Genomic DNA, 24,639 nt, shown 5'->3' with positions numbered 1-24,639 from the left:
GCGGGCCGCGCCGCGTGCACGGCCGCGGAGGGGTAACCGGGAGCCATGGAGGCACTGTCACAGGAAGTGGTCGAGTTGGTCCGTGAGGACGTGGAGCGGGTGAAGGAGGAGCTGGCCGTCGCGGCGGCCGAGGGCCGTCGGGGATCGACGGCCCTGGCGGCGGGCGGGGTGCTCAGGGTGCTGGCCCTGCTCGCGGCGCAGGAGTCGGCGGTGCGGGCGCTGGAGCGCGTGTGGCCGGCGCACCGGGTGACGGGGGCGCTGGCGGCCGCGTACGGAATCACACCGGCGGCGTCGCAGGGCAAGAACACTCGTGAACACCCCTGTCAGAACCGCCTGGCAAGATCACACGTATGACCAGCAACACCGGAACTTCCGTCCCGCTCCCAGCCAATCACCGCATCTCCGAGACGTACGCCGACTGGGCACGTACTCAAGGGCCGGGCGTCGAAACCGACGCCCGCGACACGATGGAACGGGCGGGCAGCGGCCGGCACCGTGCCTGGGAGAAGCCCGGCCGGTTCGTGGACGACGCGGAGCGCCTGGCCCGGGGCCTGCCGGCCGCCCACCTGCCCTGGTTCTGGGACACCATCGGCCATTGGATGCTGGAGACGCACCGCCGCTCGGCGGCGCGCGCCTACGCGCAGGCGCGCGCCGCCGAGCGCACCCACGCTCTGCCGGTCGATCCCGACTGGCGGCGGGCGAACCAGCTGCTGTTCGCCCGGTTCGGCGCCCTGCCCGCCAGTGAGCTCAGCGGTGCGGCGGCCTGGTTGGCCGGTGTCCTCGAACCGGTCGACGCGCACCACGAGTTCGTCCGCCTGCTGAACGCCTGGGCGGCGTCCCCCGGCGAGCTTCCCGCCGATCTGGCCCGCCGGGTCCGGGACTCGGCCCGCGCGGCCGGGCTCGGCAGCGAGGAGGAGGCCCGGGTGCTGGGCGGGGTGCTGGCCGAGTCCCGCGGCAAAGCCATACCCGACCGGCTGCTCGACGCGGCCGCCGGCCCGCTCGGCGACCACCCGCCCGCCGACGAGCAGGCCACCGCCCTCCTCGACCTGTTTCCCGAGTCGAAGAACGACGCGGCTGCCTGGCTGCGCCTGCTCATCGCGTGCGGCGCCGCCGACGCGGCCGCGACCGGGCGGATCACCCCGGAGGGCGGCCTCGGCGACTGGCTGCGCCGGTACGCCGCCGGATACTCCCACCGCACCGTCGCCGGCGGTGGGGTGACCCGCCAGCCCATGCCCGCGGAACTCTTCGACCTGGTGAGCCGGTTCGCCCCGCTGCTGCGCGCGAATGGCACCCCGGTCCGGCTGCACGAGGACCGCTACCGCTGGCCGCATCTGGACGCCGACCTGCTCGACCTCTGCCTCGCCGAGGGCATCCCCGTCCACGACCCCGGTGCTGCGATCAGCCTTGAGTTCTGGGGTGAGCACTCCCAGCGCGACCTCAAGGCACTCGCCACCGACCCGGTGTTCGGCCCCCGGCTGGAAGGCACCGTGCACGCCGGGCTCCGCACCCGTGGCGGCACCGCGATCAGCGGCACTGCCATCAGCCGGCTCCCGCACAACCCGGGCATCACGGCCGAGGTGCACGCCCGCGTCGAGAAGCTGCTCGACGCCCTGCGCGGCGGGGGACTCGCCGCCGCCGACGAGGCCGTCGACGAGCTGCGCGGCCTCCTCGACCGGCCCACCGCCATCGCCCTGGACGGCATCGAAGAGGCCCTCGACGCACTCGACCTCACCGGCCCGCTGGCCCGCGCCCTGCGGGCCGGCCTCCCCGAGGAGTTGGGCTGGCCCGCACTGGACCAGGCCCTCGCCGCGTTCCGGCCCGACGAAACCGTGCACGTCACCTGCACCTGGCCGGTGCTCACCGTGTACGGCGAGACCCGCGCCCTCGCCGTCGACCACTCCGGGCTGCGGGCAGAGCACACCCTGGAACTGCCCGACGGCGCACTCGGCCACACCGTGCACTGGGTCGGCGGCCAGTTCCTCGTCGCCTGGAACGAGCAGCACCAGGAGAACCCCGGTACCACCGCCTACTGGTCCGACCACCCCGGCGAGACGTTCGAACCGGAGGAGACGTACGGGCTGCGCCCCTACGGCGGCAGCATCCAGGGCGGCCTCGGCTACCAGTTCGAAACGCCGGACGGGGGCGGCCGGTTCGACGGTGAACGCGTGCTGCGGGCCGGGGGCCGTGAGGGCATCGGCGCCCGCGACTACCAGATGAACGACGGCCACGCCTTCTGGAGCGCCACGGTGTTCAGCGAGGGGCGCGGCGGCTGGGCCCGCATCGACCGTGCCACCGGTGTTCCCACCGCCGACCGCACTCTGCCCGCCTTCCACGACCCCGCCAAGTCCCCGCCCGGCACGAAGCCGTTCCCCGATCACCGGATCCTCGCCGCACTGCCGCCCGGCGCCCCGCCCTCCCCGCTCGGCCAGGACGGCACACTCACCGGCTGCCGGGTCGACTACCGCACTCCGTACGCGGGTCCCTCGCCCCGCGAGTTCGTGCTGGAGTCCATCGACGGCCGCACCGCCTCCTACCGCAGCAACACCTTTGGCCGTCGCCCGTGGGGAATCCTTGCCCTGCCGCTCGGCGGTGAGGACGCCGTCCTGGCCGGAGGGACCACCATCCGCTGCCATGCCGCCGGCGACAACTCGCTGCTCTGGCAGGTCCAGGGCTTCCCCGGCAGCCGCCACAGGAGCCGGAGCCGGGCCACCCTGGGGGAACTGGCCGGCCCGGTTCCGCCACCGGCCTTCTGGCACTTCCTCACCCCGCGCGACGAGCCCTCGTCCCGTGTCCTGCGGACGGTCACCGACAGTGCGGTGCGCGAGCTGCTGCACCAGGGCATCGGGCGCGCCCTGCCCGGCGTGACCGACCCTCGGGTCCAGGAGGGCGTCGACCGCGCCGTCCGGCTCGCCGCCGACGTACTGCGCCGCCGCCGGGAGCTGTCCCACCGGGTCGCCGTCATGCGGGCCGGGCCGGTCGTCGACCTGCCCGACCCTGCGCCGGACAACCGGCTCGTCCCGGCCCTCCACGGCCTGCTGCCCCAGCTGCGCGGCTACGAGGAACGGCAGCCGCAGCCACAGCCCGCCCTCCTCACCTCCGTCGCCGCCGACGGCCGGTACCTGCGCGGCGAGATCGACGACGAGGTACGGGTGCTCGCCCTGCCCGCGCCGCCCTCCGAGTGGGCGGTGCTGACCGGCCGGATCGATGCCGTGGCCTGGCGGACCGTCGTCGCGGCCACCCCCGACGAGCAGCGACAGGCACTCGCGGCCCTGCTCGGTGTATGGAGCCGGCAGCCGTTCGCGGAGGCCGGGAGCTCCTGGCGGACCGGCCGGGCCCCGGAGCAGCGGATCGCCGCACTGCGCGCGGACGGTTTCGCCGTGGCCTCCGGCCCGGAGCGCAGCCGCCTCGCCCCCTTCCTCCAGCGAGCAGCCGATCCGGTGCCCGCCGATGCCGAGGAGTGCGCCACGCACACCATCGCCGCCGATGACTCCACCCGGCTCCCCCGCCTGCTGGCCCTGCTCGCCGGACAGGGCCCGCTGCCGGTGCCCGAGGAGGCCGTGGACCTGTTCCGCTGGCGCACCGGGGTAGCGCGCCCGATCGCCGCCCTGGTCCTCGACGGATTCGCCGGCAGCGACGACGACGGTGCGGACCGCAAGCTGGTCCGCGCCAAGCCCTACAAGGCGGACCAGAACACCCTCTACGCGTACGACGAGTTCCGGCGGCGGCTCGGTCCGGACGGCCGACGCGCCGTGCTCGCCGCCGCTCTGCCCGGCGACCCGGCGGAGCTCTGGGCCACCGGCGGGATGACCGCGGCCGCGGACCGCATGGCCGCGGCCTGGGCCCAGCTGCTCGGCAGTGCCCCGTACACCGATGACGGCAGCCATGCCGCTGCCCTCGCCGCGGATCACGGACTCCCGGAGATCTGGGCCACGGCCCTGCTCACCGGCCGCCTCGAGACACGTCTGGAGGCCGACGGCATGCGGGCCGCCGCCACCGCCGTCGCCTGGGCTCTCGCCGAGCGCCCGGTCGAAGACCCTGCGGCGCAGGGTGCCCGCGTCCTGCTCGGCGGGCTCACGGACCTGCCCGCCGATCTGCACACCGCTCTGCGCAAGCTGGCGGACCGGTCCGCCACCACCCCCGTTCCGCCGGGCCAGTACGAGAGCAACCCGCTGTTCAGCGTCCCTGACCTGGTGGACGAGGTGGCGGCGGCTCTCGGTGTCAGCCGTGACGCGGCCGCCCTCCAGCTCCAGTTGCACGCTTTCGACCGCCCGGCCGACCGCACGGTCCGCCGCTGGAACTCCTGGTCCATCGATCACCACCGCACCGTCCGCAAGGAGCTGACCGCCGCGAAGGCCCCGCGCCCCAAACCCGCCGCCCCGGCTGAATCCCCCGCTGCGGTCCCGGCACCCGCGCACGAGCGGTTCACCCGAGCTTGGGCGGACGGTGCGGCACGGCCGAAAGCGAAGGGGTGATGATGCTGCACGCCTGGAAGGTCATGCATGCTGAGCCGCTTCTCGCCAGGTCAGCGATGCGTCTTCACTGTGCCTGCCGCCGTCCCAGGGGGTGAAGCGGCGGCATGTACGGCCCGGTGGACCGCCCGGGCCAGGCGTGCGCCCCACAGCGAGCGGGGCCCGGCGAAGGCGTGGACCTCGTGGCCGGGCCGGGGGGACCGGGCTGCGACGCACACGGCGTCGGTGGGGGTGCCGGAGCAGTCGTATCCGGCGTCGAGCAGGGCCTGGACTTTGGCTTCGGTGGCGGTGGCCACCGCGTTGACCAGCGCTGCGTCGCTCAACGCCACCGGGAGGGCGACCACGATGTTGATCGTGCCCGGAGGAAGCGGAACGCCTGTGCCCTCGGCCGGGGAAGCGGCCCAGTGTCGTACTCCGAGCCCTGCGGTGGCGACCGCCTCCACGCCCTCGTCGTCTGCTTGTCCGTACGTTCGGACGTCGGCGGCCGTCATCAGCCCGACCCCCGGCCCGCGGGCGTCGGCCTCGCGGGCCAGGTCGGCGAGGTGACGGTCCGGGTCGGTGCGGCAGTAGCCATGGCCGACCTGAGCGTTGAGAACCCAGGCGCGCTCCCCGATGCCTCCGCCGAGCACAGCGCTGCTGATCATCCGCCAGCCCGCCCCTGCCCTCCAGAGCAAGCTGTGCAGCGGCTCGCCGTTCTCGACGCGGGCGAGATGCTGCACCGGCAGCAGACTGCCTGCGGTGCGGGGCGGCGGGATGACGGCGGTCATCGGACGGGTACTCCTCGGGGAACGGGAACCGCTTGATCGTACGGTGCGCGGTCTCGCCGCGCCGACCGCCGACCGCCGACCGCCGGCCGCCGGCCGCCGCGACCCGGCCGCGGTAGCGGTCGCACCCGACCGAGCCCGTTCAGCGGGAAGGGCGTCGGGCCGACCATCACGCGGGTCCGGCGGCCGCGTACTGGGACCGATCGCAGCAGCCCTGGACCACAGGACCGCTGCCGCGGCTCGAGCCGAACCCGACATGACAGTGCTTCTGCGGGATCAGTCCAGGGAGATCTGGAAGTAGGCCGTTTCGCGGAACGAGGCCGTCGGCGGGTCCACTTCCACCGTGATCGTGGTCCCCTTGCCGTTCGGCCTCACACGCACCGGGACGGTGCGCTCGCGGTCCGGATCCAGGGGCGGCACGAGGGCTGCGGCGGCCTCCTCCGAGTTCAGCCAGTGCACGGTGGCCCCGGAGGAGTGGTCGTCGAGGGACCGGCCCGCGCGGACGACCAGGGGTGCGGAACTGTAGGCGGAGACGCCCACGTCGGGCGACTCGCCGATGGGGCGGATCGTTTCGTCCGTGCCGTTGTCGTAGGTCACGGTGAGGCCGTAGGTGCCGTCGGGCTCCGGGCGCGGGCGGCTGACGGTCACCTTCAGGCCGTCCTCGTACCGGGCGGTCGCGCCGGGGCCGAGAGGGTCCGCGACCGATCCGGCGGGGCCGCTCTGTTCCAGCTGGCCGTAGCCGTCGAGGCCCTTCTCGAACTCTGCCAGGCCCCAGGCCCCGAGACCGATCAGAACGAGTAGAGCGAGGGCGGCGATCGAGCAGCCCCTGAACCATCGGGGCGTGTCCGCGGTTGGCGTGTCGGTGGGGGCCTCTTCCGTGTCCATGCTGGTCACGATAGGCAGCGGTGCCCTCGCGGGTCATGAGCGGGAGTACTCAGGGCCCGTCTGAGTAGTCGGCGCCGTCCAGGGGGCCGCGTCCAGCGCCCCGCGGGGCGGAGAGGCCACCGAGCCGCCTGGGAGCCTGCGGTTGCGGCCCCGGCTTCGCTTGTCCTGGCCCCTGACGAAAACACTCATCTCGCCCCCGACCCGCGAGGAGCGGGCATAGGGTCCAGGTCCATGAACATAAACGGAGACCCTGGGCCCCCTGAGACCAAAGACGCGTACGAGATCGGACCGCTGACGTACCGCCTGGGATACGTCAAGGTATGGAAGGAGGAGCACGGACAGAGGGACGATGCTCTGATGCACGACCGCGCGATTGTCGGCGTCTATACCGGCACCCCGGAGCAACGGACTGAAAGTGCCCAACTGTTCCGGGCATGGGTGGACGCCCACGAGCTTCCCTCGGTCCTGGCTCACTGGGCCAACGTCCTGCGCTGAGGGGCGAACCCCGCCATCCGCAACACTGCCCGTGCAGTGGAGCAGCCCCGTACGGTTCGGCGGGTACTGCCCGGCCGGAGGGGCCTCCGGCCGGGCGAGGGCCGGCCGGACACAGCCGTGGGCGTGCCGGCACGAGCGGGTACAGGCAGGGTGGAGGAATCAGCCCTGACCTGGCTTCCTTTTGACCCTCCAGCGTCCGGCATCGGGTACAGCGGACGGGCGAGATCGATCTTCGCGACACAGCGGGACTCCGTACCAGACGCAACCCGCTGGTTGCGGTGCTCATTGCCGCTAGATGGATGAGTCCAAGGGGTGTCGTTGCGGTCAGTGACCGTAGGCAGTGAGTGACCGCTTGATGGGCTGTCCAGTCTGGTCGTTGTGCCAGAGCGCCGCTGTGAGTGCGAGGATCCGGCACAGCACCTGGGGTGACACCCCTGCCGGGCTCTTGCCGCCGTGTCGTTCCAGGTTGAGCTGCGCCTTGAAGGTCATTGATCGACTCGATGTCCCCGATGATCGTCTGCCCGGGGTGAGCGGCGAGGACGTCCGGCGCGGTATCGAGCATGTCGCGCAGCGTTTCGCGCTCGTCCGCCTTGGCCCCGGTGAGTGCGAACAGGACCGGCAGTCCGCCGAGTGTGCACACCAGGTGCAGACGCAGTCCCGTCGTCGATCCGGGCATCGAGTGCCGTTGCAAGGGTGTCCAGGTCGTCGTTGGTCACACATCGACGGTGGACGCTCTCGTCTCATGCCCGCAGGCGATCCCTTGGACTCATTCAGGGATCCGGGGCGGCGCCCAAGCGGCGACTACGCGTCACGCTCATTTCGCAGGGCCTGGATGAGCCAGGGGTACACCGGGATCAGGTTCGGTACTACCTGCCAGCCGTTGACGATCCACACCAGCCGCCAGTATCGGTCCACCCGGGGATCGTGCTCCTCTTCCAACTGCTGGGCCATCCATTGCCGGAATTCCGTGTCAGGGGCGCGCGCGAACACTTCGGCGAAGCGGTGCACGAGGTCGTCGATGACGGTTGCGCCCCTGTCGCTGAGCGGGTCGATGCCCCCCTCCATGGCCTCGGCCACCTTCTGACGGGTGAACTCCGTCAGTTCCTCGCCTGCCTCGCTCTCGATGCCGAATGTGTGCCCGGCGGCTTGGTGTCCGGCCGTCCGGTGCATCCGGGCCCGGAAGTCCTCGTCGCCGACCAGTTCTGCGAGTTCCACCCACGCGGCGACCTGCTCGCTGGACGGATCATCCGGGAGGTCGGGCGTGGCAGCGCGAACCATGGCCACCGCGGCCGAGTCGTCCGCCACTGTGCCGAAGGTGCCCTCGATGAAATCGTCGATCAAACGTCGGCGTTCCTCGCCGGACAACTGCGTGAGCCTGTGCATGAGCTTGGTCTCCTCGGGACTGGAACCGCGTCCGGCCATGACTCGCAGAACGCTCCGACGCAGTTGCAGCACCCGGATCTGGACGTCCATGGCGTCGGCGTGCGCCGCGGCGACTTCCGCCACCGAGAGCTCGCGGTCCAGTACCCGTTGAATCGTGGCCAGGTCCATGCCCAGCTCACGCAGTGTGCGGAGGAGCTCCAGACGGAGCAGTGCGTCGAGGTCGTAGAGCCGATAGCCGGCGGGACTACGGGTGGTCGGCGCTACCACCCCCGAATCGGAGTAGAAGCGGATGGTCCTCACGGACAAGCCGGTCCGCCGGGAAAGCTCCCCGATTGAGTAGAGGGTCGTAACGTCCATGTCCCCCACTCTGTTGTCTCCAGTCACTGGAGACTCAAGGCTATTGTCCAGCGGAGCCCCCAACTGAAACGTTCTCCGAGTTGCTGGAGAATGCGTCGCGGGCTCTCCGCTCGCCGCCAGGACGACGGGCACGCGATGCACGCGCCCTGGGCAAGCGGTGACAGCTGCATGCGTCACCGCTCGCTGGCGGTCTATGGCTACGAGCCGTTGGACTCAATCATCCAGGGCTGGTTGGTGGCCTTGATGGTCACCATGTCCCCGTGGGAGCGGGGAAGCTCGAGCTCCATCGTGGTTTGTCCCTTGACGTTGGTGAGCGGGTGGATTCGGACATCGCCAGCGAAATCGTCCTTGCCCACGTGATCGTGAGCCCCCATGGCGATGCGTAGCCAGCTGTCAGCGGCTTGCGGGCTGAAGGTGTGGATTTCGTTCGCGATCAGTAATGAGAGCCGCGGTGCAGGCGGCCAACGGAAGGGGTGGCGGCCCGCACTGCTGCCCCAGGTCAGCTGCTCCGGCAGCAGCGTCCCGGCACCGGTGCGACGAGACCCCCGGTCTCAGCGGACCAGTACAGCTCTCCCCCGGTCCCATGTGCCATCTGATGTCACCCGGAACGTGGGCATGATCTCTGGACCGCTCGCGGGCGGACGCGGTCGTGGACGGTCGACGTACGCGTCAGCTGGTCCGAAGACCCACTGCCAGCGTCAGTTCAAGGACCCGCTGTGGCGATGCGAGATCCGGAAACAGCTCTCGCAACTGTGACATCCGGTATCGGACCGTTTGGGGATGGACGAACAACGCCGCCGCCACCTCGTCCCGCTTGCCCTGGTGCAGCAGCCACGCTCGCAGCGTCTCCTCCAGCCGCCGTGCCGTCGCGACGGGGACCGTGCGCAACGGTGCGAGGGCTCGGGCACGCAGGTCTGCGAACGCGTCCATGTCGGCGCTCAGCACCAGCTCGGGCAGGTGGTCCTCGGTGTCGCGGATGTCGGAGGAGAGGGAGCGCGCGCGTACGGCTCGTGCGTACGAGGCGGACGCACGAGTCCAGGGCCGGGCCGGGCCGACCACGGCGGTGCGGTCGGTCAGCTGCCTCAAGAGGTGTGATCGGTCCGCATCGGGGACGAGCAGCACACCGGTGGCGTCCGGCAGATCGTCGAGGACGAGGGTGCTCGGGTCGAGCGCGCGGTAGGCGGGCCGGGCCTGGGCGGCGGGCAGCAGGACCGCGGTCAGCGAGACCGGAGGCTGCCACCCGGCCCGTTGAACAGAGGCCAGCAGCACGTCCGGGCTCGCGCCGGCGAGGAGTTCGCGGGCCAGGTGTTCCAGGTGGCGCTCGTGGGCCCTGCCCCGGGCGGCCAGCTCGTCGGCGTGGCCCGCGGCGCTCGCGGCGGAGAGCTCGTCGATGTAGGCGAAGGTCAGCTCGGCGAACTTGGCGACCTCGGCGGCGGGCAGACCCGCGGGGACGGCACCCGCGGCCAGGCCTCGCCAGGCCACGCGGGCGCCGACCCGGTAGGCGCTGAGCAGGGCGTCCATCGAACGGCCGGAGCGCACCTCGCCGCGGCCCAGCTCGTAGGCTGCGTCGCCGGCGTCGCCGGCTGTGGCGTTCCCGCTCGCGAGGTCCAGGTAGAGGCCGAGGGCGGTGCGGACGGCTCGGCGGATCGTGGCGCCCATGCGGCCCGAAAGGGCGTTGGCGTAGGGAGGGACTTCGTCGATGATCGCCCGTACGACCTCGTCGGCGGTGGTCTTCAGCGCGGCCCGAAGCGCAGTGACCGTCGTCTCATCGAGGGCCAGTTCACTGGCCCTCCGGATTGCATGGCTCACGATTTTGTTCCCTGCGAACAATTTGATTGATCAGATTCACGTCCTGCGGACAGGACTTTACCCCTGGCAGCGCAGCAAGCTGGGGTCATGACGAGTGCAGCCCTTCGCAGTGGGGCGTGGAAACTGCTGGAGATGGTCACGACGCCGCTGCTGCCGTCGGACTATCTCGACCTGGTCAGTCCGCTGCGTGCGGGTGCTGACCTGCGTGGGCGCATCGAGGCCGTGCAGCCCGAGACGGGTGACGCCGCGACTGTCGTGATCAGGCCGGGACGGGGGTGGCGCGGCCACACAGCCGGTCAGTACGTGCGGATCGGGGTCGACGTCGACGGGGTGCGCCTGTGGCGTGCCTACTCCCTCACCTCGCCGACGAACCGCCAGGACGGCCGGGTCACGATCACCGTGAAGGCGATCCCGGACGGCAAGGTCAGCAATCACCTGGTCCGCAGGGCGAAACCGGGCACGCTGATCCAGCTCGACCAGCCGACCGGTGACTTCGTGCTGCCGCAGGCCAAGCCCGCCAAGGTGCTCTACCTGACGGCAGGCAGCGGCATCACGCCCGTCATGGGCATGCTGCGCGACACTGAGATCGACGACGCCGTCATGGTCCACTGCGCGCCACAGCCGCACGACGTGATCTTCCGCGACGAACTGCACGACCTGGTCGCGGACGAGAAGCTGCGGCTCACCGAGGTGCACACCGACACGGACGGCATGCTCGACATCGCCCGTCTCGGCGAACTCGTGCCCGACTGGGCCGAGCGCGAGACCTGGGCCTGCGGGCCCGCGGGGCTGCTCGACGCCGCCGAAGAGCATTGGACCGAGCACGGCGTACGAGAGCGCCTGCACACCGAACGCTTCCGCCCCGGCATCGTCGTCCCCGGCGACGGCGGCGGCGGCGAGGTCACCTTCAGCGCCACGGGCAGGACCGTCGCCGCGGACGGTGCCACGCCGTTGCTGGACATCGGCGAGGAGGCCGGCGTGCTCATGCCCTCCGGGTGCCGCATGGGCATCTGCTTCGGCTGCGTCACACCGCTCAAGGCGGGCGCCGTCCGCGACCTGCGCACCGGTGAGATCACCGAGGCCGAGCCGGGCGTCCTCATCCAGACCTGCGTGTCCGCCGCCGCGGGCCCCTGCGACATCGAACGGTAGGAGCACCTTGACCGCCATCGACCCCACCGCCCACCTGACCGCGGAGCAGATCGAGGAGCTCGGCCGCGAGCTGGACGCGATCCGCGACGAGGTGATCGCCGGCCGCGGCGCGGAAGACGCCGCCTACATCCGTAAGGTCATCTCGGCGCAGCGCAAGCTCGAGCTGGTCAGCCGGGGCGTGCTGCTGTTCTCGATCTTCCCGCCCGCGTGGCTGCTCGGCACCGCCGGGCTGTCCGTGGCGAAGATCATGGACAACATGGAGATCGGCCACAACATCCTGCACGGCCAGTGGGACTGGATGCGGGACCCGAAGATCCACTCCACTACCTGGGAATGGGATCACGTCTCGCCGGCCGACCAGTGGAAGCACTCGCACAACGAGCTGCACCACACGTACACCAATGTGATCGGCAAGGACAACGACCTCGGCTACGGCATCATGCGCGTCGACGAGGACCAGAAGTGGCACCCGTTCCACCTCGGCCAGCCGCTGTGGAACTTCATCAACGCCTGCTTCTTCGAGTACGGCATCGCAGCCTACGACCTGGAGCTCGGCAAGAACCTGAACAAGCGCCGCCGCAAGAACCCGGAGTTCCGCGCGCGGGCCAAGGCCGTGGCCCGCAAGATCCGCAAGCAGGTGCTCAAGGACTACGTGATCCACCCGCTGCTGTCGGGCCCGTCGTTCCTCCCCACGCTCGCCGCCACGTTCACCGCGAACCTGGTCCGCAACATCTGGACCCACTCGGTGATCATGTGCGGGCACTTCCCCGAGGGCGTACAGGTCTTCGAGCGCCGGTCGATCAAGGGCGAGACGCGCGGCCAGTGGTACCTGCGCCAGATGATGGGCTCGGCGAACATCAGCGGCAGCAAGGCCATGCACTTCATGACCGGCAACCTGTCGCACCAGATCGAGCACCACCTGTTCCCGGACCTGCCGAGCAACCGCTACGCCGAGGTCGCGGTGAAGGTGCGCGCGCTGTTCGAGAAGTACGAGCTGGAGTACGTCACCGGGCCGCTGCCCAAGCAGGTGTTCTCCGCGTGGCGCAAGGTCTTCCGGCTTTCGCTGCCGAACAAGAAGCCCAAGGTCAAAACGCCGGACCGCGAGCGGGAGCTCGTCGCGGCCTGATGTCCCGGCCTGCCTGGCGCCCCTGCCGCTCGACCCCGCGCCGGGCGCCGCGGGGCCCCGTATCCCGACCGTCACCGGGAGACCCGCAACGGGGTGACGGGTATGCGTTGCGCGATCTCACGCTCGGCATCCGGCCAGGAGCAGCACAGGCATCCGTCCGGCGCCCACGCGACCACCACCGCGAGGGGCACTGATCGATCAGCATCACGCGTCAGCTGACCGAGAACCCGAGGTACCGGGGACCTGCCGGCAGGCACGGATGAAGCGCTTCCGGGCCAACCAGGACCAAAACGAGTGTCCCCGGCAGGTACGCGAGGATGTTGGTGGGGCTTGCGATGTCTCCGCCGACCAAGGAGGCCCTCGTGTCCGACCGGAGGACGCACGTGACCGACGTCCGCGACATCGGCGCCTTCCTTGGCCTGCATCACGCCACCCCTGTCCTGCCCGCCGGGATGATTCCGGTGCAGTGGTTCGGGACACCGCTGGCCACGGCTTCACCGAGAACCTGCCGCGGCGGCGCGGGCCAGATGACGGGCGGCGGGACGGGTGCAGGCGCGTGCGCCGCTGCCGACCTGCTGCTCCCGTCCGACGCGGGGCGGCCGGGCAGCGAAACGGTGCCCCTTCCGCCGCCGTTCAGTACTGTACGAAGCGGCGGTTCCGTACCGAGCGGAAAACCGGAAGGGGACTCGCGATGGCCGGTCTGAGGTTGGGCCCGCTCCTGCGACACGTGGACTGGGAGTCGGGCACGAGCGCGACGGTGTGGGTCGAAACCGACCGGGCGTGCACGGCGGAGGTCCGCTGCCCGGGCGGCGCCGGTGGTTCGGCTCCCACGTTCCGCGTCGCGGGTCACCACTACGCGCTCGTGGTCGTGACCGGACTCGCCCCCGGGTCCGCCACACCGTACGAGGTGCTGCTCGACGGCGAGCGGGTGTGGCCCCTCGCGGACTCGTCCCAGCCGCCCAGCACCATCCACACGCCGCCGGTCCCGGCGACGGGCGCGGTGGTCGCCTTCGGCTCGTGCCGGTGGGCGGCGCCTGCCGCGGGTGAGTCCGATCCGGTGGGCCCCGATGTCCTCGACACCCTCTCCGCCCGGCTCGCCGGCGACCCGGAGGCCGAGCGTCCGGACGTTCTGCTCCTCCTCGGCGACCAGGTGTACGCGGACGAGACGTCCGCCGACACCCGCGCCTGGATCGCCCGGCATCGGCGGGCCGCGGGCACCGGCTCCGCCGCCCCGCCGGACCAGGTCGCCGACTACGAGGAGTACACCCGCCTCTACGACGAGTCCTGGGGCGACCCCGAACTGCGCTGGCTGCTCTCGACCGTACCCAGTTGCATGATCTTCGACGACCACGACGTCATCGACGACTGGAACACCAGCGCCGCCTGGGTAGCCGAAATGCGGGCAACGCCCTGGTGGCGCGAGCGGATCACCAGCGGCCTCATGTCGTACTGGGTCTACCAGCACCTGGGGAACCTCTCCCCCGCCGAGCTCGCCGAAGACGAGTTGTACGCGGCGGTGCGGGCGGCCGACGACGGCACAGAGGTGCTGCGCGCGTTCGCCGAACGCGCCGACGCCGATCCTGCGTCGGTGCGCTGGAGTTACCGCAGGGACTTCGGCCGCACCCGGGTGCTGATGGTCGACACTCGGGCCGCGCGGGTGCTGGAGGAGCAGCACCGGACGATGCTGGACACCGAGGAGGCGGCCTGGCTGCGGACGCAGGCGTTCGACGACCCCGGCGGCGTCGACCACCTGCTGGTCGGGACCTCGCTCCCGTGGCTGCTGCCCCCGATGGTCCACTTCGCGGAGGGCTGGCACGCGGCGCTCTGCCGGGGCGAGCGCGGGCCGCGCTGGGCGCGCTTCGGTGAGTGGCTTCGCCGGCGGGCGGACCTGGAGCATTGGGCGGCGTTCACCACGTCGTTCGAAAGGCTGACGGAGACGGTCGCCGAAGTGGGGAGGACCGATACCGCCCCGGCGACGGTGTGCGTGCTCTCCGGGGACGTACACCACGCATATGTGGCGGAGCCCGCCTGGGCCACCGGACAGCAGCCGCGCTCCCGTGTCTTCCAGCTCACCTGCTCACCGCTGCACAACTCGGTGCCCGCAGCCATGCGGGCCGGATTCCGTTTCGGCTGGAGCCGGTTCGCCAACGGGATCGGACACCTCCTGGCCCGCCACGGACGGGTCGCGAGACCGGCGATCCGGTGGGAACGCACCGGGGGTCCGTGGTTCGGCAACCAGTTCATGACGCTGACCCTGCGCGGACGTACGGCGCGGCTGCGGCTGGAGATGGCCTCCGCCGGTGCCAAGCGGGGGCGCCGCGGGACCGACCGCGCGGGAGCGCGGCTCGTCGGCGTCCTCGATCGCAGTCTGACGGATGGAAGTGGCCGCCGCTGATCGCGCCCCTCGAAGGATGGCGCACGGTCTGCCCGTCCGTTCGGGGCGATTGCCGCACGAGACGTCGGCCGTGTCGGCCCCGGTGGTGTGCGTTCTTGACCGTGCTCGCATGGGTGCCGGTGGCCCCGCGCAATGTATCCCCGGGCGTCGTCGCCGCGAGCTGGTGCAGCGCCGCGGCCGGGGCCCGGACGCGTGGCTCTGAGCGGTGGCGCAACCGCAACGACGTCACCCAACCGATCCCACTGTTCCGGCTGTCCCACCCATCCGCGTGCGTGGAAGGAGCGATCGCGCTGCTGCACTGGTCGGGCCGCCGGCGACAGGTCACCCAGGCGCTGCCCGTGCGGGCCCTGCGCTCCTCACGGCGACCACCTCCTGGGTATCACGCCGCCCGACTGGCTGCCCCGCCTCAGCGACCACCTCACTCACACCCTGACGGGCGCACCGGCATGAATCGCTTCACCGGCGGCACCAGCGGCATGGGGCTGGCGACCGCACACCGCCCCATCGCCGAAGGCGCCCACGTCATCGTCACCGGCCGCACCCGCATACGAGTGGACGACACCGTCGAGGAGCTCGGCCCCCCACGCCTCGGGGATCGTGGCCGACGCCGCCGACCTCGGCGCGGCGCGGTGGACGCATTGGTCGAGGCTGTCAAGCACTGCCGCTGCTGGCGGACGGAGGCTCCATCGTCATCAACGCCTCCTGGGCCCTCCACCGGGGCAACAGCGTCCTGACCCGCTACTCGGCGACAAAGGCCACCGTGGACAACCTGGCCCGAACCCTCGCCGCCTCACTCGCCCCGTGCGGCATCCGCGTCAACTCCGTCAGCCCCGGCTACATCGACACCCCGATGTACCCCGCAGACTCGCTGACAAAAACGGAGGCAACGGCGATCTCCGGGCAGATCGCCGCCGGCCGCTTCGGGCGCCCAGAAGAGGTCGCCGCGGCCGTGGCATTTCCCGCCTCGGCCGACGCGAACTACGTCAACGGCCAGGATCTCGCCATTGACGGCGGCTTGATCGGTGCCGTACCTGTCTGATGGTCTGGCCGAGCAGGCTCGGGGTCTGTTCGGTCTTCTCGCAACGGCACCGACCGCACCCGCTCCGTCCGCCACCCTCGACGACGCGAACGCGTCCGCCAAGGCGCCCGCGCTCGAGTAGCGCCCGTTCGAACTCGACGCTGCCGGAGCGGCCAACCGGGACCCAACCCGTGGCCTCGATCAGCGGGGCTGTGGTGCCTCGCCGGCTGGCCGGTCACGACGGTTCGCTGCTGGTCCATGTGCAGCCGGTCGGACACCTCGCGGACGCGGACGCCGGGGCGGCTCCCACGCGCGGTGAGATGGAGGGCATGCGCGCCCAGCCGGCCGCGGACACGACAGCGGCACTGCCGGTGCTGCTCACGGCCGCGGCCGTGCCGGTGTTCAAGCCGGTACGGCCGCGGCCGTACCGGTGTTCAAGCCGCGCGAGGTGACCCGCTACGGGCGCCACCGGCAGCGCCGGCAGATCCCGCGGCCCAACTCGCCCCGGGCCCGCCAGCCGAGGGCGCCAAGGAGTTCGTTGCAGGCTTGCTGGCAGGAGCGGCAGGCTTCGGCGCAGATGCGGCAGTGCTCATGCATGTCGGCGCGGCCCTCGAGAACGGATCCGAGACGGCACATCCCAGCACCACGTCGGCCTCAGCATCACCTCCCCCGCAGGTCAAGGTCAGGTATGCACCACGCCGTTAAGGCCGTCGTGGCTATCAGGTCGTTCGTCATCGAACCAGTGGCCTTCTGCCGCAAGGTAGCGGAAGGAATGGACGCTGTTGGGGGGCAAGGTGACGGTGACCGCGCGCATGCCATCGTCGCGAGGGAAGAGAGTGTCGAAGCAAGGCTGCCAGTTGTTGAAGTCACCGACGACGCTGACCGGGCCGGGCGGTTCGACGGCGTCCAGGACGAAGGTGACCTCCGTACGGTCCTTGAACTTCCTGAGTTCGAGCATGCGGGCTCCCTGAAGTCGAAGGTCGTCCTACCATCTGACAGAGCCAGCGAGATGTGAGGGACATGGCCGCGGGCACACCCAGACTTCACCCACTCGGTGGGGATGACTACGCCGCCGCACCGGAGCCCGGCTGTCGGCAGCACGGCCACTGCGGCACAGAACGGAAGACCCGTCCCGGCTGTTCCACCACCCCCGTCCCCGCCCGCGCCTCCTTTCGACGGTCGGCACCGGATGGCCACTGACAACGCGTTCCGCAGCGATGGGCCTGGAGGGCGCATCCGACCCCCGGGTACCGGCTCGCCGTCGGTCGTTGCGGCGGTGACCGGTGGCCGCGGTACGGCGTTGTCGTCAGCATGGACATGGATGACGAAGACTTCCTCGGCGTGCTCCTGGACGCCGTCACCGACACCCGGCTGAAGCTTCTCACCGGCGACGAAGCCAGGGCGGTCATGATGCTGCTCGGCGCCCTCGAAGAAGAGACCCGCAACGAAGAGGTACGTACGGCCGCGGGTGAGATGCGCTTGCGCCTCGGCCTACGCCTCGCCCAGCCCATCACCACGGCCGGGCCGCTCCCGACGGCCTGAAGCTCGGGATCGGGGTCGTGCGCCTGTTCTCCGGATGCCGGACGCATGGGCGGTGAACGAACGTCGCGCCTTGGGCACCGGCCCGCGCCCTGCTGCACCTGCGACTGCCCGCCTCGCCGCCGAACCGGCCCCGGTCCCAGCACCGCGTCCGAACGGCCTGCGCTACCCCCGCTCCGCTGACCATTGCTCAGTCCGGAGCTTCGCAGGACAGCATGAAGGCCACCGTGCAAGCGGCGGTCTCGGGTTGCTGGTGCAGCCTCGGACACACGGTCACAAAGCCGTCCGACCGCGGCGGCCTGCCTGGTCGTGCCGAGGGTTTCAGGGCCGGCGGGCAGGTCAGCCCGCAACGTCGTAGGTCCCTTCCGAGTGCCGGACGACCCGCCTCGCCGCCGCGCCGGCCCCCAGTGCCCGCCCAGCACCCGAGGGACCCGAGGTACACCGCTCCCCCGCCGCCCCTTGGCCTCGGGGCGAACGCGACGGGCTGACCGGGGGTCACCCGGCCGCGGCAGCGGGGCCCTGACGGTCTCACCTGGCGTTGACGCCCCGGCTCGGGCTCCCGAGACGTTGCTTCGCCTGCCCGCGCGTGGCCTCCCCTCCACCCCCACTTCACTACGCCGCGTTCAGCAGCCAGAAACGGATGATGCACAGACTGCCGGGGGTTTTGTATTTCTTCCTCGGTGTCCGGATTGCCGGGGTTTTACGGTACACGGATATGTCCAGAATGGATTGCCGGGGTTTTTGGGTGATATCAACCGCCCTTTCTTGTCTGGCGTGCTTGGACGGTGCAGCAGCCTGCCAATTCCGGGCTCATCGGGTAACGGTTCGTGAAGCGGTGCAACCGCCGACGGCAAGGCGCTTGCTCAAGGCCGCCTTCGCTGTCTCCTCCGGACCCCGCGCGCCTCGCCACCCCGGATGCGCGCTGCTTGCGGAGCCCCATGGGTGTTCTGGGAACCGCGCAACGCCATCATCGCGGGAGGCGGAGCGGGGCCGGCGAGGCGTCTGAAGCGCCCCGGGGCTCACAACGACTCCGCACCTGAACGAGGAGAGACGCTGACGAGCTCCTCCCCGGTCAGTGCGGGCGCCGAGGCCGGCGGACGGGACAGGCGGACGGCGTCCACGTGGCAGGACAGGACGTACGTGAAGCGTCGGCGGCGCCTCAGTTCGAGGGCGTCCACAGGCCACAGCCGGCCGGTCCCGGACGACGCCAGTGCGGTGCAACTTGTGCCTACCGCGGCAGAAATGAGCACGATCCACAGGAGGATGCCTCCCACAGCTGGTCCTTTCGAAGGCCGAGGGTCAAGGGTGCGCAGGGTCGGGACCCTGGCAACTCCCGGCATAACGCAAAGGCATATGCAGAGTTGCGCTCTCCCCTTCGATTCAGCCATGCGCAGCAATGCCCAATTCGGCATCTCGATCTATTGACCGATGATCAGTCAGTAGCTGAGCAGAGCGAAGCCGGCGGAGTCGGCGATGGTCTCTGCGCTGCGGGGTGCGCAGGGGATGACAGCCGGCGGCAAGAGGTGGCGGCATGGTCGAGCTCCGGCTCCGCGGATGTACGGCACGCCGCAGGGTGGTCACATCGGAGCATGTGGGTGGCCGCTCGGCCGGGGCGGGGTGGAGGCGGGGTCAGGTGTGCGACGCGCTGATCGTCTTTGGCCGCAGCCATCAACTTCGGCATCGCGGCGTGTAGGAGAAATGGCGCGGCTATTGATCTTTGGTTGGTTCGGCAACCGATAGCTCGGCGTCAACGCTCAGTCGTCGACCACCATCACCCGGATGGCACACATCCAGAACCGCATGGAGAGCGTTTATGGAATATGACAACAGCAAAGCGCCCCGTCTCCGTCCGCAGGACCGCGGAGGGAGACGGACAGAGAGGGAACATTCACTCCGGGGCCACCCGGATCGGGAAGTGGATGTTCACTCCGCCCTCCACCGGCTGGGGTGAGAACGGGACCGCAACACTGGGGCAGGAAGATCTCGAAGTCGATCTTCTGTACTCCTCTACGATTTTTGAGGACTTCCTCCATGCGATGAGCTTGATCCAAATGGAGTTCGCTGAGCGGTCGGAGAGCACGGCAGCGTCTGCCACGGCCATCAGCGGGTGCCCGGGTGGCAGCTCCCATGTATGAGCCGTACGGGTACCCGGACGTCCACGGTATCCACCCCCTGCCGGAGACTTCCGCGTTCCGGAGCGTTCCAGAGTCAGTGCAGCGCCCCTCCTCCGGGCAACCAATCGGCGGGCCCGGCGGAGCCCATCCGTCGTGGGATCCGGTGGAGGAACTCGCCGTCCTTCTCCAGGAAAGCGCTGCGACCGGGCAGCCGGAGCCCTTCGCCCGAGTCGGCGCCGACGGCGTCGGTGAGACGGCGGCCACCAGCGGGTGGGTCACGGGGCTGAACCACGTCCCTGCCGGATGTCCGCCGAGTCCGTCCTCCGGCGGGCACCGCCGGATCAAGTCGAGGTCCCAGGTGATGACCCTGTTGCAGACGGGCAGTCTGCTCACCGCGGTGCTGGTCGGCGCCATCGCGGCCGTGGTGAGCATCCTCAGTGGGGTGGCCATCTGCGACGCCCTGCGCAACAGTGCCGCACCCCACACGGCACGTGATGTAGTCGCCTGGTGGCCCCTGCTGATCTACGGCCCCTGGATGGTCGCCTCCCTGTCCATCCTCAGATCGGCCTTGCACCAGCGCCGCGCGCTTCACTCCTGGTCGATCGTCCTGTTGTTCTCCAGCCTGGCCACCCTTCTGTGCGTAGCCCAGGCACCCAGAACGATCGCCGCCGGGGCGGTTTCCGCTCTCCCGGCCGTCGCGGCGCTGGCCTGCTTCCAACAGCTGGTGCGTCAAATCACCCTCACGCGACCGCCTCGCCAAGCAGCTCCGCGACACCGGAACCCGACGTCCTCTCCGCTCGGGCAGCCGACCGCAGCCAGACGCAGCGCGAGCAGTGTCCCTGCCGGCTACCCCGCGGAAGACACCAACGTGGAGTTCCGCCCTCCGTCCCGTGGTCAGAGATTCGGGTGAGGCACATAACGGTCGTACGCCTGAGGCAGTGCCAGTCGATGTCACGGTCGCCGACTCGGACCATGGGCTCCTGCAACCAGGGGACGCGTGGGGCACGGTCCCATGGGAACGACGAGCGATGTCACGCAAGCGAGGCGGTGTTCTCCGGCTACCCGATCGGCAAGGTCCGGTGAGTTTCCGCAGGGGAACAGGGCACAACTGCGTACCGCGGGTACGGTCTGGCCGGTTGGCAGTGATGCCACCGGCGAGCGCTCCGGTGGTGGGAGCGCGAGTACCAGCTGAGGGGCGCGGCGGAGACGGCACTGCCGGTCGGCGGCAGAAGAGGCTCGGACCTCCCGTGGGCTGCTACCGCGAAGAGCAGAGGCGGTAGCAGCAGCTAACTCCCTGGTCATTCCGGTCCTTCCCGCACGTCAAAAGGGTGTTCGCCTGCACCTTTGAAACGAAGATCGCTACCGATGGTCACGGGCCGTGCGCAGACTCAGCCTGACGGTCTACCGGCCCTGTCGGCGCTGGCCAAGCCCGGGCGCGCCCCCAGGCGGGCCGGACCGCACCTGAGCATCACCGCACGCCCTGGCCCTGATCGCTGGAGCATGTGCGAGCAACGCCATGGGCCGTGGTCATGCCTTGCCCTGTAGCCGGGGGCCGTGGGCTCTGGCTACTGCGGCTGAGGTGATCAGCGTCGCGGCGGCCACGAGCCTCGTACGCGAATGGCTGGCGCACCCAGCACATGGGCATGACTCGCTGAACCGAATGCACAACGCGCTCCGGCGCCTCACATCCGCGTCAACCACGAAAGATCAGCAACATGGTGTACGAGATGACCCACGCCGAACGAATGCAGTACAAGCGGCACCAGGACGCCGCCTACCAAGCCGGCGAAGATGCCGTCGCCAACCTTCAAGCGGCGCTCGCACGCGCAGGCCTGTGCCTTCCCTCCCTGAGCAACGACGGGCCGGTGGCCGGCCACGGTTTCGTCCGCCTCGGAGGATGCAACGCGGCCTTGGCCAACCGGCTCGCCAAGGTCATCGCCGCGGGTGCCGATACCCTGCAGCACCAACGGTGCGATGCCCGGAAGGTGGAGCAGCCGCAGAAGGCGTCGTAGCACGCCCTTGAGCCGCCGCGGGGTTTCAAAAAAGACGAGGCCGCGTCTCTCCCCGCGGGGCAAGTCATGGCGCCCGCGGAGTTCCTGGAGCAGGCCGGCCATCGGCTCGGTCGGGGGGCTGCTCCGGCTTCGCGCGGCGCCCGCGATGTCGTGCACGAGGGTCCACTGGCCCGTGCCAAGCCCTGGCCACCGGCCCAGTGAGCCCGCCCTGACCGCACCACGCGCTCGACTTGCCCCGTCCCACCTGGAGCGCATTGGCCGGCCAGGATCCGTAAGCCTCCCCGCGCCGTCGTCGGACGATCCCCCCGCCCGGCCCGTTGCCGAAAGCACGCTGCTACGGCGCGCCGCTCGCCGCACGCGCCTGGCGGCTGCAGTCACACGGGGGCACGCTGCTTCACGCCCCTGCGCACGCCCTTCCCGCCGGTGGCGAGCGGGCGGACAGTGTCGACTTCCGGATCCGAGCAGAGCTGAATGGAGAAAGCGTGTCGCCCTGCGGTGTCGTGAAGTGGTTCGACCCTCACCGGGGTATCGGCCTCATCAGCCAGGGGGCAGGACCTGACGTTCAAGCGGAAGCCTCGGCCATCCACGGGAGGAAGCGCAGTCTGCTTCCTGGCGAGGAGATCATCTTCGACATCACCCTGGATGCTGCGGGATTACGCGCCGACAACATCCACCGTGCGGCCCGCAGCGAAGCCCAGCATGCGAACCGGCCGAGGACGGTGACCCTGCACGCGGGGATGTTCTATCCCTTGCCGGCGATGTCACCCCTGCCAGAGGTTCTCCACCGCTGAGGCACGTTTGAGACGTTGCTGGCGTGCTGGGTGGGCCGTCTGAGAAAGCTGCGGGCGGCCATCCAGATGGTGAGGTCGCGGGCGATCCGGTTGATGACGGTCTCGGTGACGACGTCGTGTTCACGGCGGCTGGTGTCGCGGCGGACCACCTCGTAGCCGCCTTCGTCCAGCACCGCGACGGGCGTGAACCAGGCCGGGTCGACTTCATCGGGCTGGATGACGACGAAGGCGTTGTCCGAGTCGTTGAGGTCCTCCCTCAACCGCTGGCTTGATCGCGGCCAGAATGGCATGCGGACCTGCACTTCCGGCAGGTCACAGCCATTCGTTGATCGCGGCGATGAGCACAGTCGCGTCGTAGCGGACCGCGAGCTTGTCGAACCGGGTGGCCATCGCCCGCTTCCGCTTCAGCCGGTTGATGCCGCACTCGACCGCACGCCGGGCCTTGCAGTCCTCACGGTCGAAGACCGGAGGCCGCCCGCCGGACATCCCCCGGCGCTCGCGGAAGCGCACGGTGGCCGTCGAACTCCTGGTGTGCGCTCTTGGACAGTCCGCGTCTGCGGCCCTCGCGGCTACACGTCCGTGGCGCGCCGTGCCGCCGCCGGATCGAGGGAGTCGATGTCCTCCATGAAGCTCAGCATCCGGGCGTTGACCAGGTCGGGGTGGTCGATCTGGGGTCCGTGGCCGGTCGCGGCGATGATCTCGGCGCGAGCACCGGCGATCAGGCGCGGTACGCGTTCCAGCTGCCGCTTGGGGTGTACGAGCAGGCTGCGCTTGCCCATGATCAGGTAGAACGGCGTACGGATGGAGCCCAGTTCCGCGTCCGACAGCGGCAGCGGCGCGGGGCGGCGGATCCTGAAGGCCTTGACGCCGGCCTGGATCCACGTACGCAGCTCGGGAACGATGATCACCGGCTGTTCCAGCCATGCGGCGAGGCGGGGGCGCCACGCCTTGGGGGCATAGGTGGCGAAGAGGCTGGCGAAGATCCATACGAAGAAGCGCAGGCCGACCTTCTCCAGGCCGCCCGGGTCGAGGGCGGTGACCGAGGCGAGCCGCCCGGGGCGGCGGTGGACCTGGTTGATGACGAGCCAGCCGCCGTACGAGGAGCCGACGAGGTGGACCTTGTCGAGGCCCAGCGCGTCGAGGGCCTCGTCCATCCACTGCGCCGCGCGATCGGGCTGCCACATGGGCTCGCGCTGGACGCTGCGGCCGGGGTCACCGGGAGTGTCGAGGGCGTAGACGGGGCGTTCGGCGCTCAGCGCGCGGGTGTTGGGGTACCACTGCGCGGAGCAGCCGCCCGAACCGTGTATCAGGACCACGGGCGTGCGTGACTCGGCTGCCGGGTCGGCGGGGCCGTAGCGGTAGACGTGGGTGGTGCCGAAGCTCGTCTCGACGTCCGTCTCGGAACGGACGGGCGCTCCCTTCGCGTAGAGGACGTCGCAGGTGGCGAAGTAGCGGTCGCGCAGCTCGTCGCTCACGTAGCGGCCGATGTCGCGGCGTACTCGGGTCGTGTTCTCGGGCACGGGGCACCTCCGGGAAGATCCGTTCTTCGTGATACGACCGTACCATGGTGTTGATACGGCGGTACCATGAAGATGTTCGAGGCGAGCCGGACGGTGAGCCCTGAACCACCCACCCCACCCACGGCCGGAGACAGCACCGATGCCAAAGCGCGTGGACCACGAGGAACGGCGCACCCAGATCGCCGAAGCGCTCATCCAAGTCGCAGGGCGGCGAGGGCTGCATGCCGTCGGCATGCGCGACGTGGCCGCCGAGGCCGGCGTATCCCTCCGGCTCGTGCAGTACTACTTCGAGACCAAGGAGAAGCTGCTCTTCCACGGACTCCAGCACCTGACCGACCGCTTCACCGCCCGCGTGGGCGCCCGCCTGGCCGCCGCCGGTCCCGGTCCGGGCCCACGCGCGAGGATCGAGGCGCTGCTGCTGGCATCCTTGCCGACCGACCAGGAGAGCCGGACCTTCCACCTCCTGTACAGCTCCTACTCGATCCTGTCCGTGACCGACGAGGCGCTCGCCTCCCAGCCCTTCATCGACAACCCCGACGCCGCGGAAAACGCCGTGACCCGACTCCTCGAAGAGGCGCAGGAAGCCGGCTCAGCCGATCCCGGAGCCGACGCACGCACCGAGGCCATCAGCCTGCTCGCCATGACCGCGACCATGGGCACCAGCATCCTCGTCGGCCAACGGACACCCGGGGCAGCCATCGCCGTACTCCACCACCACCTCGACCGCATCTTCACCACCACCGACTCCGGGCAGCACGCAGACACCGTGACCTGTCCACTTCCATGCCCATGTGGCCCATGACGACGATGGAG

General features: G+C 70.4%; 22 protein-coding genes and 2 pseudogenes. 14 read left to right on the top strand and 10 right to left on the bottom strand.

Annotated features, from left to right (window positions below):
• The first annotated feature begins 45 nt into the window (after nucleotides 1-45).
• Both AC07FY_RS19355 and AC07FY_RS19350 read left to right on the top strand, forming a co-directional pair.
• The gene (locus AC07FY_RS19355) at nucleotides 46-354 is read left to right on the top strand and encodes a phage holin family protein (protein ID WP_479007739.1); all 309 of its coding nucleotides are present in this window, start codon (nucleotides 46-48) and stop codon (nucleotides 352-354) included.
• Nucleotides 351-4,472: a hypothetical protein gene (locus AC07FY_RS19350; RefSeq protein ID WP_479007737.1), complete on the top strand. Its 4,122-nt coding sequence runs from the start codon at nucleotides 351-353 to the stop codon at nucleotides 4,470-4,472. The genes AC07FY_RS19355 and AC07FY_RS19350 overlap by 4 nt, the downstream gene beginning before the upstream one ends.
• Nucleotides 4,473-4,522: 50 nt before the next feature.
• Here the strand turns inward: AC07FY_RS19350 and AC07FY_RS19345 are convergent, their stop codons facing one another.
• Both AC07FY_RS19345 and AC07FY_RS19340 read right to left on the bottom strand, forming a co-directional pair.
• A complete protein-coding gene (locus AC07FY_RS19345) occupies nucleotides 4,523-5,236 on the bottom strand; it encodes an adenosylcobinamide amidohydrolase (RefSeq protein ID WP_479007735.1) in 714 nt (237 codons plus the stop codon).
• Between the two features lie 273 nt (nucleotides 5,237-5,509).
• The gene (locus tag AC07FY_RS19340) at nucleotides 5,510-6,118 is read right to left on the bottom strand and encodes a hypothetical protein (protein ID WP_479007733.1); all 609 of its coding nucleotides are present in this window, start codon (nucleotides 6,116-6,118) and stop codon (nucleotides 5,510-5,512) included.
• Nucleotides 6,119-6,475: 357 nt separating this feature from the next.
• On the opposite strand from AC07FY_RS19340, the gene AC07FY_RS19335 reads away from it, so the two are divergent.
• A complete protein-coding gene (locus tag AC07FY_RS19335) occupies nucleotides 6,476-6,613 on the top strand; it encodes a hypothetical protein (RefSeq protein WP_479007732.1) in 138 nt (45 codons plus the stop codon).
• Nucleotides 6,614-6,937: 324 nt separating this feature from the next.
• Here the strand turns inward: AC07FY_RS19335 and AC07FY_RS19330 are convergent.
• The 3 genes and pseudogenes from AC07FY_RS19330 to AC07FY_RS19320 form a co-directional block, all read right to left on the bottom strand.
• Nucleotides 6,938-7,271: pseudogene (locus AC07FY_RS19330) on the bottom strand (IS982 family transposase); the annotation flags it as partial.
• A gap of 143 nt (nucleotides 7,272-7,414) precedes the next feature.
• Nucleotides 7,415-8,353: a MerR family transcriptional regulator gene (locus AC07FY_RS19325; protein ID WP_479007730.1), complete on the bottom strand. Its 939-nt coding sequence runs from the start codon at nucleotides 8,351-8,353 to the stop codon at nucleotides 7,415-7,417.
• A 669-nt stretch (nucleotides 8,354-9,022) separates the two neighbouring features.
• Nucleotides 9,023-10,162: a PucR family transcriptional regulator gene (locus tag AC07FY_RS19320; RefSeq protein WP_479007728.1), complete on the bottom strand. Its 1,140-nt coding sequence runs from the start codon at nucleotides 10,160-10,162 to the stop codon at nucleotides 9,023-9,025.
• Between the two features lie 87 nt (nucleotides 10,163-10,249).
• On the opposite strand from AC07FY_RS19320, the gene AC07FY_RS19315 reads away from it, so the two are divergent.
• From AC07FY_RS19315 to AC07FY_RS19290, 6 genes are all read left to right on the top strand, one after another.
• Complete coding sequence (locus tag AC07FY_RS19315; protein ID WP_479007727.1) at nucleotides 10,250-11,311, top strand: ferredoxin reductase; 1,062 nt, start codon at nucleotides 10,250-10,252, stop codon at nucleotides 11,309-11,311.
• A gap of 7 nt (nucleotides 11,312-11,318) precedes the next feature.
• Entirely contained in the window at nucleotides 11,319-12,437 is a 1,119-nt protein-coding gene (locus AC07FY_RS19310; protein ID WP_479007725.1) for a fatty acid desaturase family protein, read from the top strand.
• Between the two features lie 383 nt (nucleotides 12,438-12,820).
• A complete protein-coding gene (locus tag AC07FY_RS19305) occupies nucleotides 12,821-13,141 on the top strand; it encodes a hypothetical protein (RefSeq protein ID WP_479007723.1) in 321 nt (106 codons plus the stop codon).
• A complete protein-coding gene (locus tag AC07FY_RS19300) occupies nucleotides 13,129-14,832 on the top strand; it encodes an alkaline phosphatase D family protein (protein ID WP_479007722.1) in 1,704 nt (567 codons plus the stop codon). The genes AC07FY_RS19305 and AC07FY_RS19300 overlap by 13 nt, the downstream gene beginning before the upstream one ends.
• A 637-nt stretch (nucleotides 14,833-15,469) precedes the next feature.
• Nucleotides 15,470-15,871: an SDR family NAD(P)-dependent oxidoreductase gene (locus AC07FY_RS19295; RefSeq protein WP_479008001.1), complete on the top strand. Its 402-nt coding sequence runs from the start codon at nucleotides 15,470-15,472 to the stop codon at nucleotides 15,869-15,871.
• A 170-nt stretch (nucleotides 15,872-16,041) separates the two neighbouring features.
• The gene (locus AC07FY_RS19290) at nucleotides 16,042-16,302 is read left to right on the top strand and encodes a hypothetical protein (protein ID WP_479007721.1); all 261 of its coding nucleotides are present in this window, start codon (nucleotides 16,042-16,044) and stop codon (nucleotides 16,300-16,302) included.
• A 64-nt stretch (nucleotides 16,303-16,366) separates the two neighbouring features.
• On the opposite strand, the pseudogene AC07FY_RS19285 reads toward AC07FY_RS19290, so the two are convergent.
• Both AC07FY_RS19285 and AC07FY_RS19280 read right to left on the bottom strand, forming a co-directional pair.
• Nucleotides 16,367-16,453 (bottom strand): annotated as a pseudogene (locus AC07FY_RS19285) (four-helix bundle copper-binding protein); the annotation flags it as partial.
• Between the two features lie 79 nt (nucleotides 16,454-16,532).
• The gene (locus AC07FY_RS19280) at nucleotides 16,533-16,808 is read right to left on the bottom strand and encodes an early set domain-containing protein (RefSeq protein WP_479007720.1); all 276 of its coding nucleotides are present in this window, start codon (nucleotides 16,806-16,808) and stop codon (nucleotides 16,533-16,535) included.
• Nucleotides 16,809-17,167: 359 nt separating this feature from the next.
• On the opposite strand from AC07FY_RS19280, the gene AC07FY_RS19275 reads away from it, so the two are divergent.
• The 4 genes from AC07FY_RS19275 (at nucleotide 17,168) to AC07FY_RS19260 (ending at nucleotide 22,306) form a co-directional block, all read left to right on the top strand.
• Entirely contained in the window at nucleotides 17,168-17,392 is a 225-nt protein-coding gene (locus AC07FY_RS19275; protein ID WP_479007718.1) for a hypothetical protein, read from the top strand.
• 2,472 nt (nucleotides 17,393-19,864) lie between these two features.
• Nucleotides 19,865-20,413, top strand: coding sequence for a hypothetical protein (locus AC07FY_RS19270; RefSeq protein ID WP_479007716.1), 549 nt, complete (start codon nucleotides 19,865-19,867; stop codon nucleotides 20,411-20,413).
• Nucleotides 20,414-21,218: 805 nt separating this feature from the next.
• On the top strand, nucleotides 21,219-21,515 hold the full coding sequence (locus AC07FY_RS19265; RefSeq protein ID WP_479007714.1) for a hypothetical protein: 297 nt from the start codon (nucleotides 21,219-21,221) through the stop codon (nucleotides 21,513-21,515).
• A gap of 482 nt (nucleotides 21,516-21,997) precedes the next feature.
• Entirely contained in the window at nucleotides 21,998-22,306 is a 309-nt protein-coding gene (locus AC07FY_RS19260; protein ID WP_479007712.1) for a cold-shock protein, read from the top strand.
• On the opposite strand, the gene AC07FY_RS19255 is transcribed toward AC07FY_RS19260, so the two are convergent.
• The 3 genes from AC07FY_RS19255 to AC07FY_RS19245 are packed head-to-tail and all read right to left on the bottom strand — an operon-like array spanning nucleotide 22,258 to nucleotide 23,826.
• On the bottom strand, nucleotides 22,258-22,596 hold the full coding sequence (locus AC07FY_RS19255) for a hypothetical protein (RefSeq protein WP_479007710.1): 339 nt from the start codon (nucleotides 22,594-22,596) through the stop codon (nucleotides 22,258-22,260). The two genes, AC07FY_RS19260 and AC07FY_RS19255, sit on opposite strands and share 49 nt — an antisense overlap.
• A 22-nt stretch (nucleotides 22,597-22,618) precedes the next feature.
• Nucleotides 22,619-22,816: a hypothetical protein gene (locus AC07FY_RS19250; protein WP_479007708.1), complete on the bottom strand. Its 198-nt coding sequence runs from the start codon at nucleotides 22,814-22,816 to the stop codon at nucleotides 22,619-22,621.
• Between the two features lie 59 nt (nucleotides 22,817-22,875).
• Nucleotides 22,876-23,826 carry an alpha/beta fold hydrolase gene (locus AC07FY_RS19245; RefSeq protein ID WP_479007707.1) on the bottom strand — a complete coding sequence of 317 codons (951 nt, stop codon included), beginning with the start codon at nucleotides 23,824-23,826 and terminating at the stop codon, nucleotides 22,876-22,878.
• A 139-nt stretch (nucleotides 23,827-23,965) separates the two neighbouring features.
• Here AC07FY_RS19245 and AC07FY_RS19240 point away from each other — a divergent pair, with 139 nt between their 5' ends.
• Nucleotides 23,966-24,628 (top strand): TetR/AcrR family transcriptional regulator, encoded by a 663-nt coding sequence (locus tag AC07FY_RS19240; protein WP_479007705.1) that lies wholly within the window; start codon nucleotides 23,966-23,968, stop codon nucleotides 24,626-24,628.
• The last annotated feature ends 11 nt before the right edge of the window (nucleotides 24,629-24,639 follow it).

Source organism: Streptomyces sp. NPDC045967, from assembly GCF_056430495.1.
Note: the sequence above shows the minus strand (reverse complement) of the source record. Positions and strands in the feature narration are given on the sequence as shown.

Excerpts from the sequence above, each read along its gene's own strand:
- AC07FY_RS19355 (WP_479007739.1), top strand. The coding sequence starts at position 46 with ATGGAGGCACTGTCACAGGAAGTGGTCGAGTTGGTCCGTGAGGACGTG.
- AC07FY_RS19350 (WP_479007737.1), top strand. The coding sequence starts at position 351 with ATGACCAGCAACACCGGAACTTCCGTCCCGCTCCCAGCCAATCACCGC.
- AC07FY_RS19345 (WP_479007735.1), bottom strand. The coding sequence starts at position 5,236 with ATGACCGCCGTCATCCCGCCGCCCCGCACCGCAGGCAGTCTGCTGCCG.
- AC07FY_RS19340 (WP_479007733.1), bottom strand. The coding sequence starts at position 6,118 with ATGGACACGGAAGAGGCCCCCACCGACACGCCAACCGCGGACACGCCC.
- AC07FY_RS19335 (WP_479007732.1), top strand. The coding sequence starts at position 6,476 with ATGCACGACCGCGCGATTGTCGGCGTCTATACCGGCACCCCGGAGCAA.
- AC07FY_RS19325 (WP_479007730.1), bottom strand. The coding sequence starts at position 8,353 with ATGGACGTTACGACCCTCTACTCAATCGGGGAGCTTTCCCGGCGGACC.
- AC07FY_RS19315 (WP_479007727.1), top strand. The coding sequence starts at position 10,250 with ATGACGAGTGCAGCCCTTCGCAGTGGGGCGTGGAAACTGCTGGAGATG.
- AC07FY_RS19300 (WP_479007722.1), top strand. The coding sequence starts at position 13,129 with ATGGCCGGTCTGAGGTTGGGCCCGCTCCTGCGACACGTGGACTGGGAG.
- AC07FY_RS19280 (WP_479007720.1), bottom strand. The coding sequence starts at position 16,808 with ATGCTCGAACTCAGGAAGTTCAAGGACCGTACGGAGGTCACCTTCGTC.
- AC07FY_RS19275 (WP_479007718.1), top strand. The coding sequence starts at position 17,168 with ATGGATGACGAAGACTTCCTCGGCGTGCTCCTGGACGCCGTCACCGAC.
- AC07FY_RS19270 (WP_479007716.1), top strand. The coding sequence starts at position 19,865 with ATGACCCTGTTGCAGACGGGCAGTCTGCTCACCGCGGTGCTGGTCGGC.
- AC07FY_RS19265 (WP_479007714.1), top strand. The coding sequence starts at position 21,219 with ATGGTGTACGAGATGACCCACGCCGAACGAATGCAGTACAAGCGGCAC.
- AC07FY_RS19255 (WP_479007710.1), bottom strand. The coding sequence starts at position 22,596 with ATGCCATTCTGGCCGCGATCAAGCCAGCGGTTGAGGGAGGACCTCAAC.
- AC07FY_RS19240 (WP_479007705.1), top strand. The coding sequence starts at position 23,966 with ATGCCAAAGCGCGTGGACCACGAGGAACGGCGCACCCAGATCGCCGAA.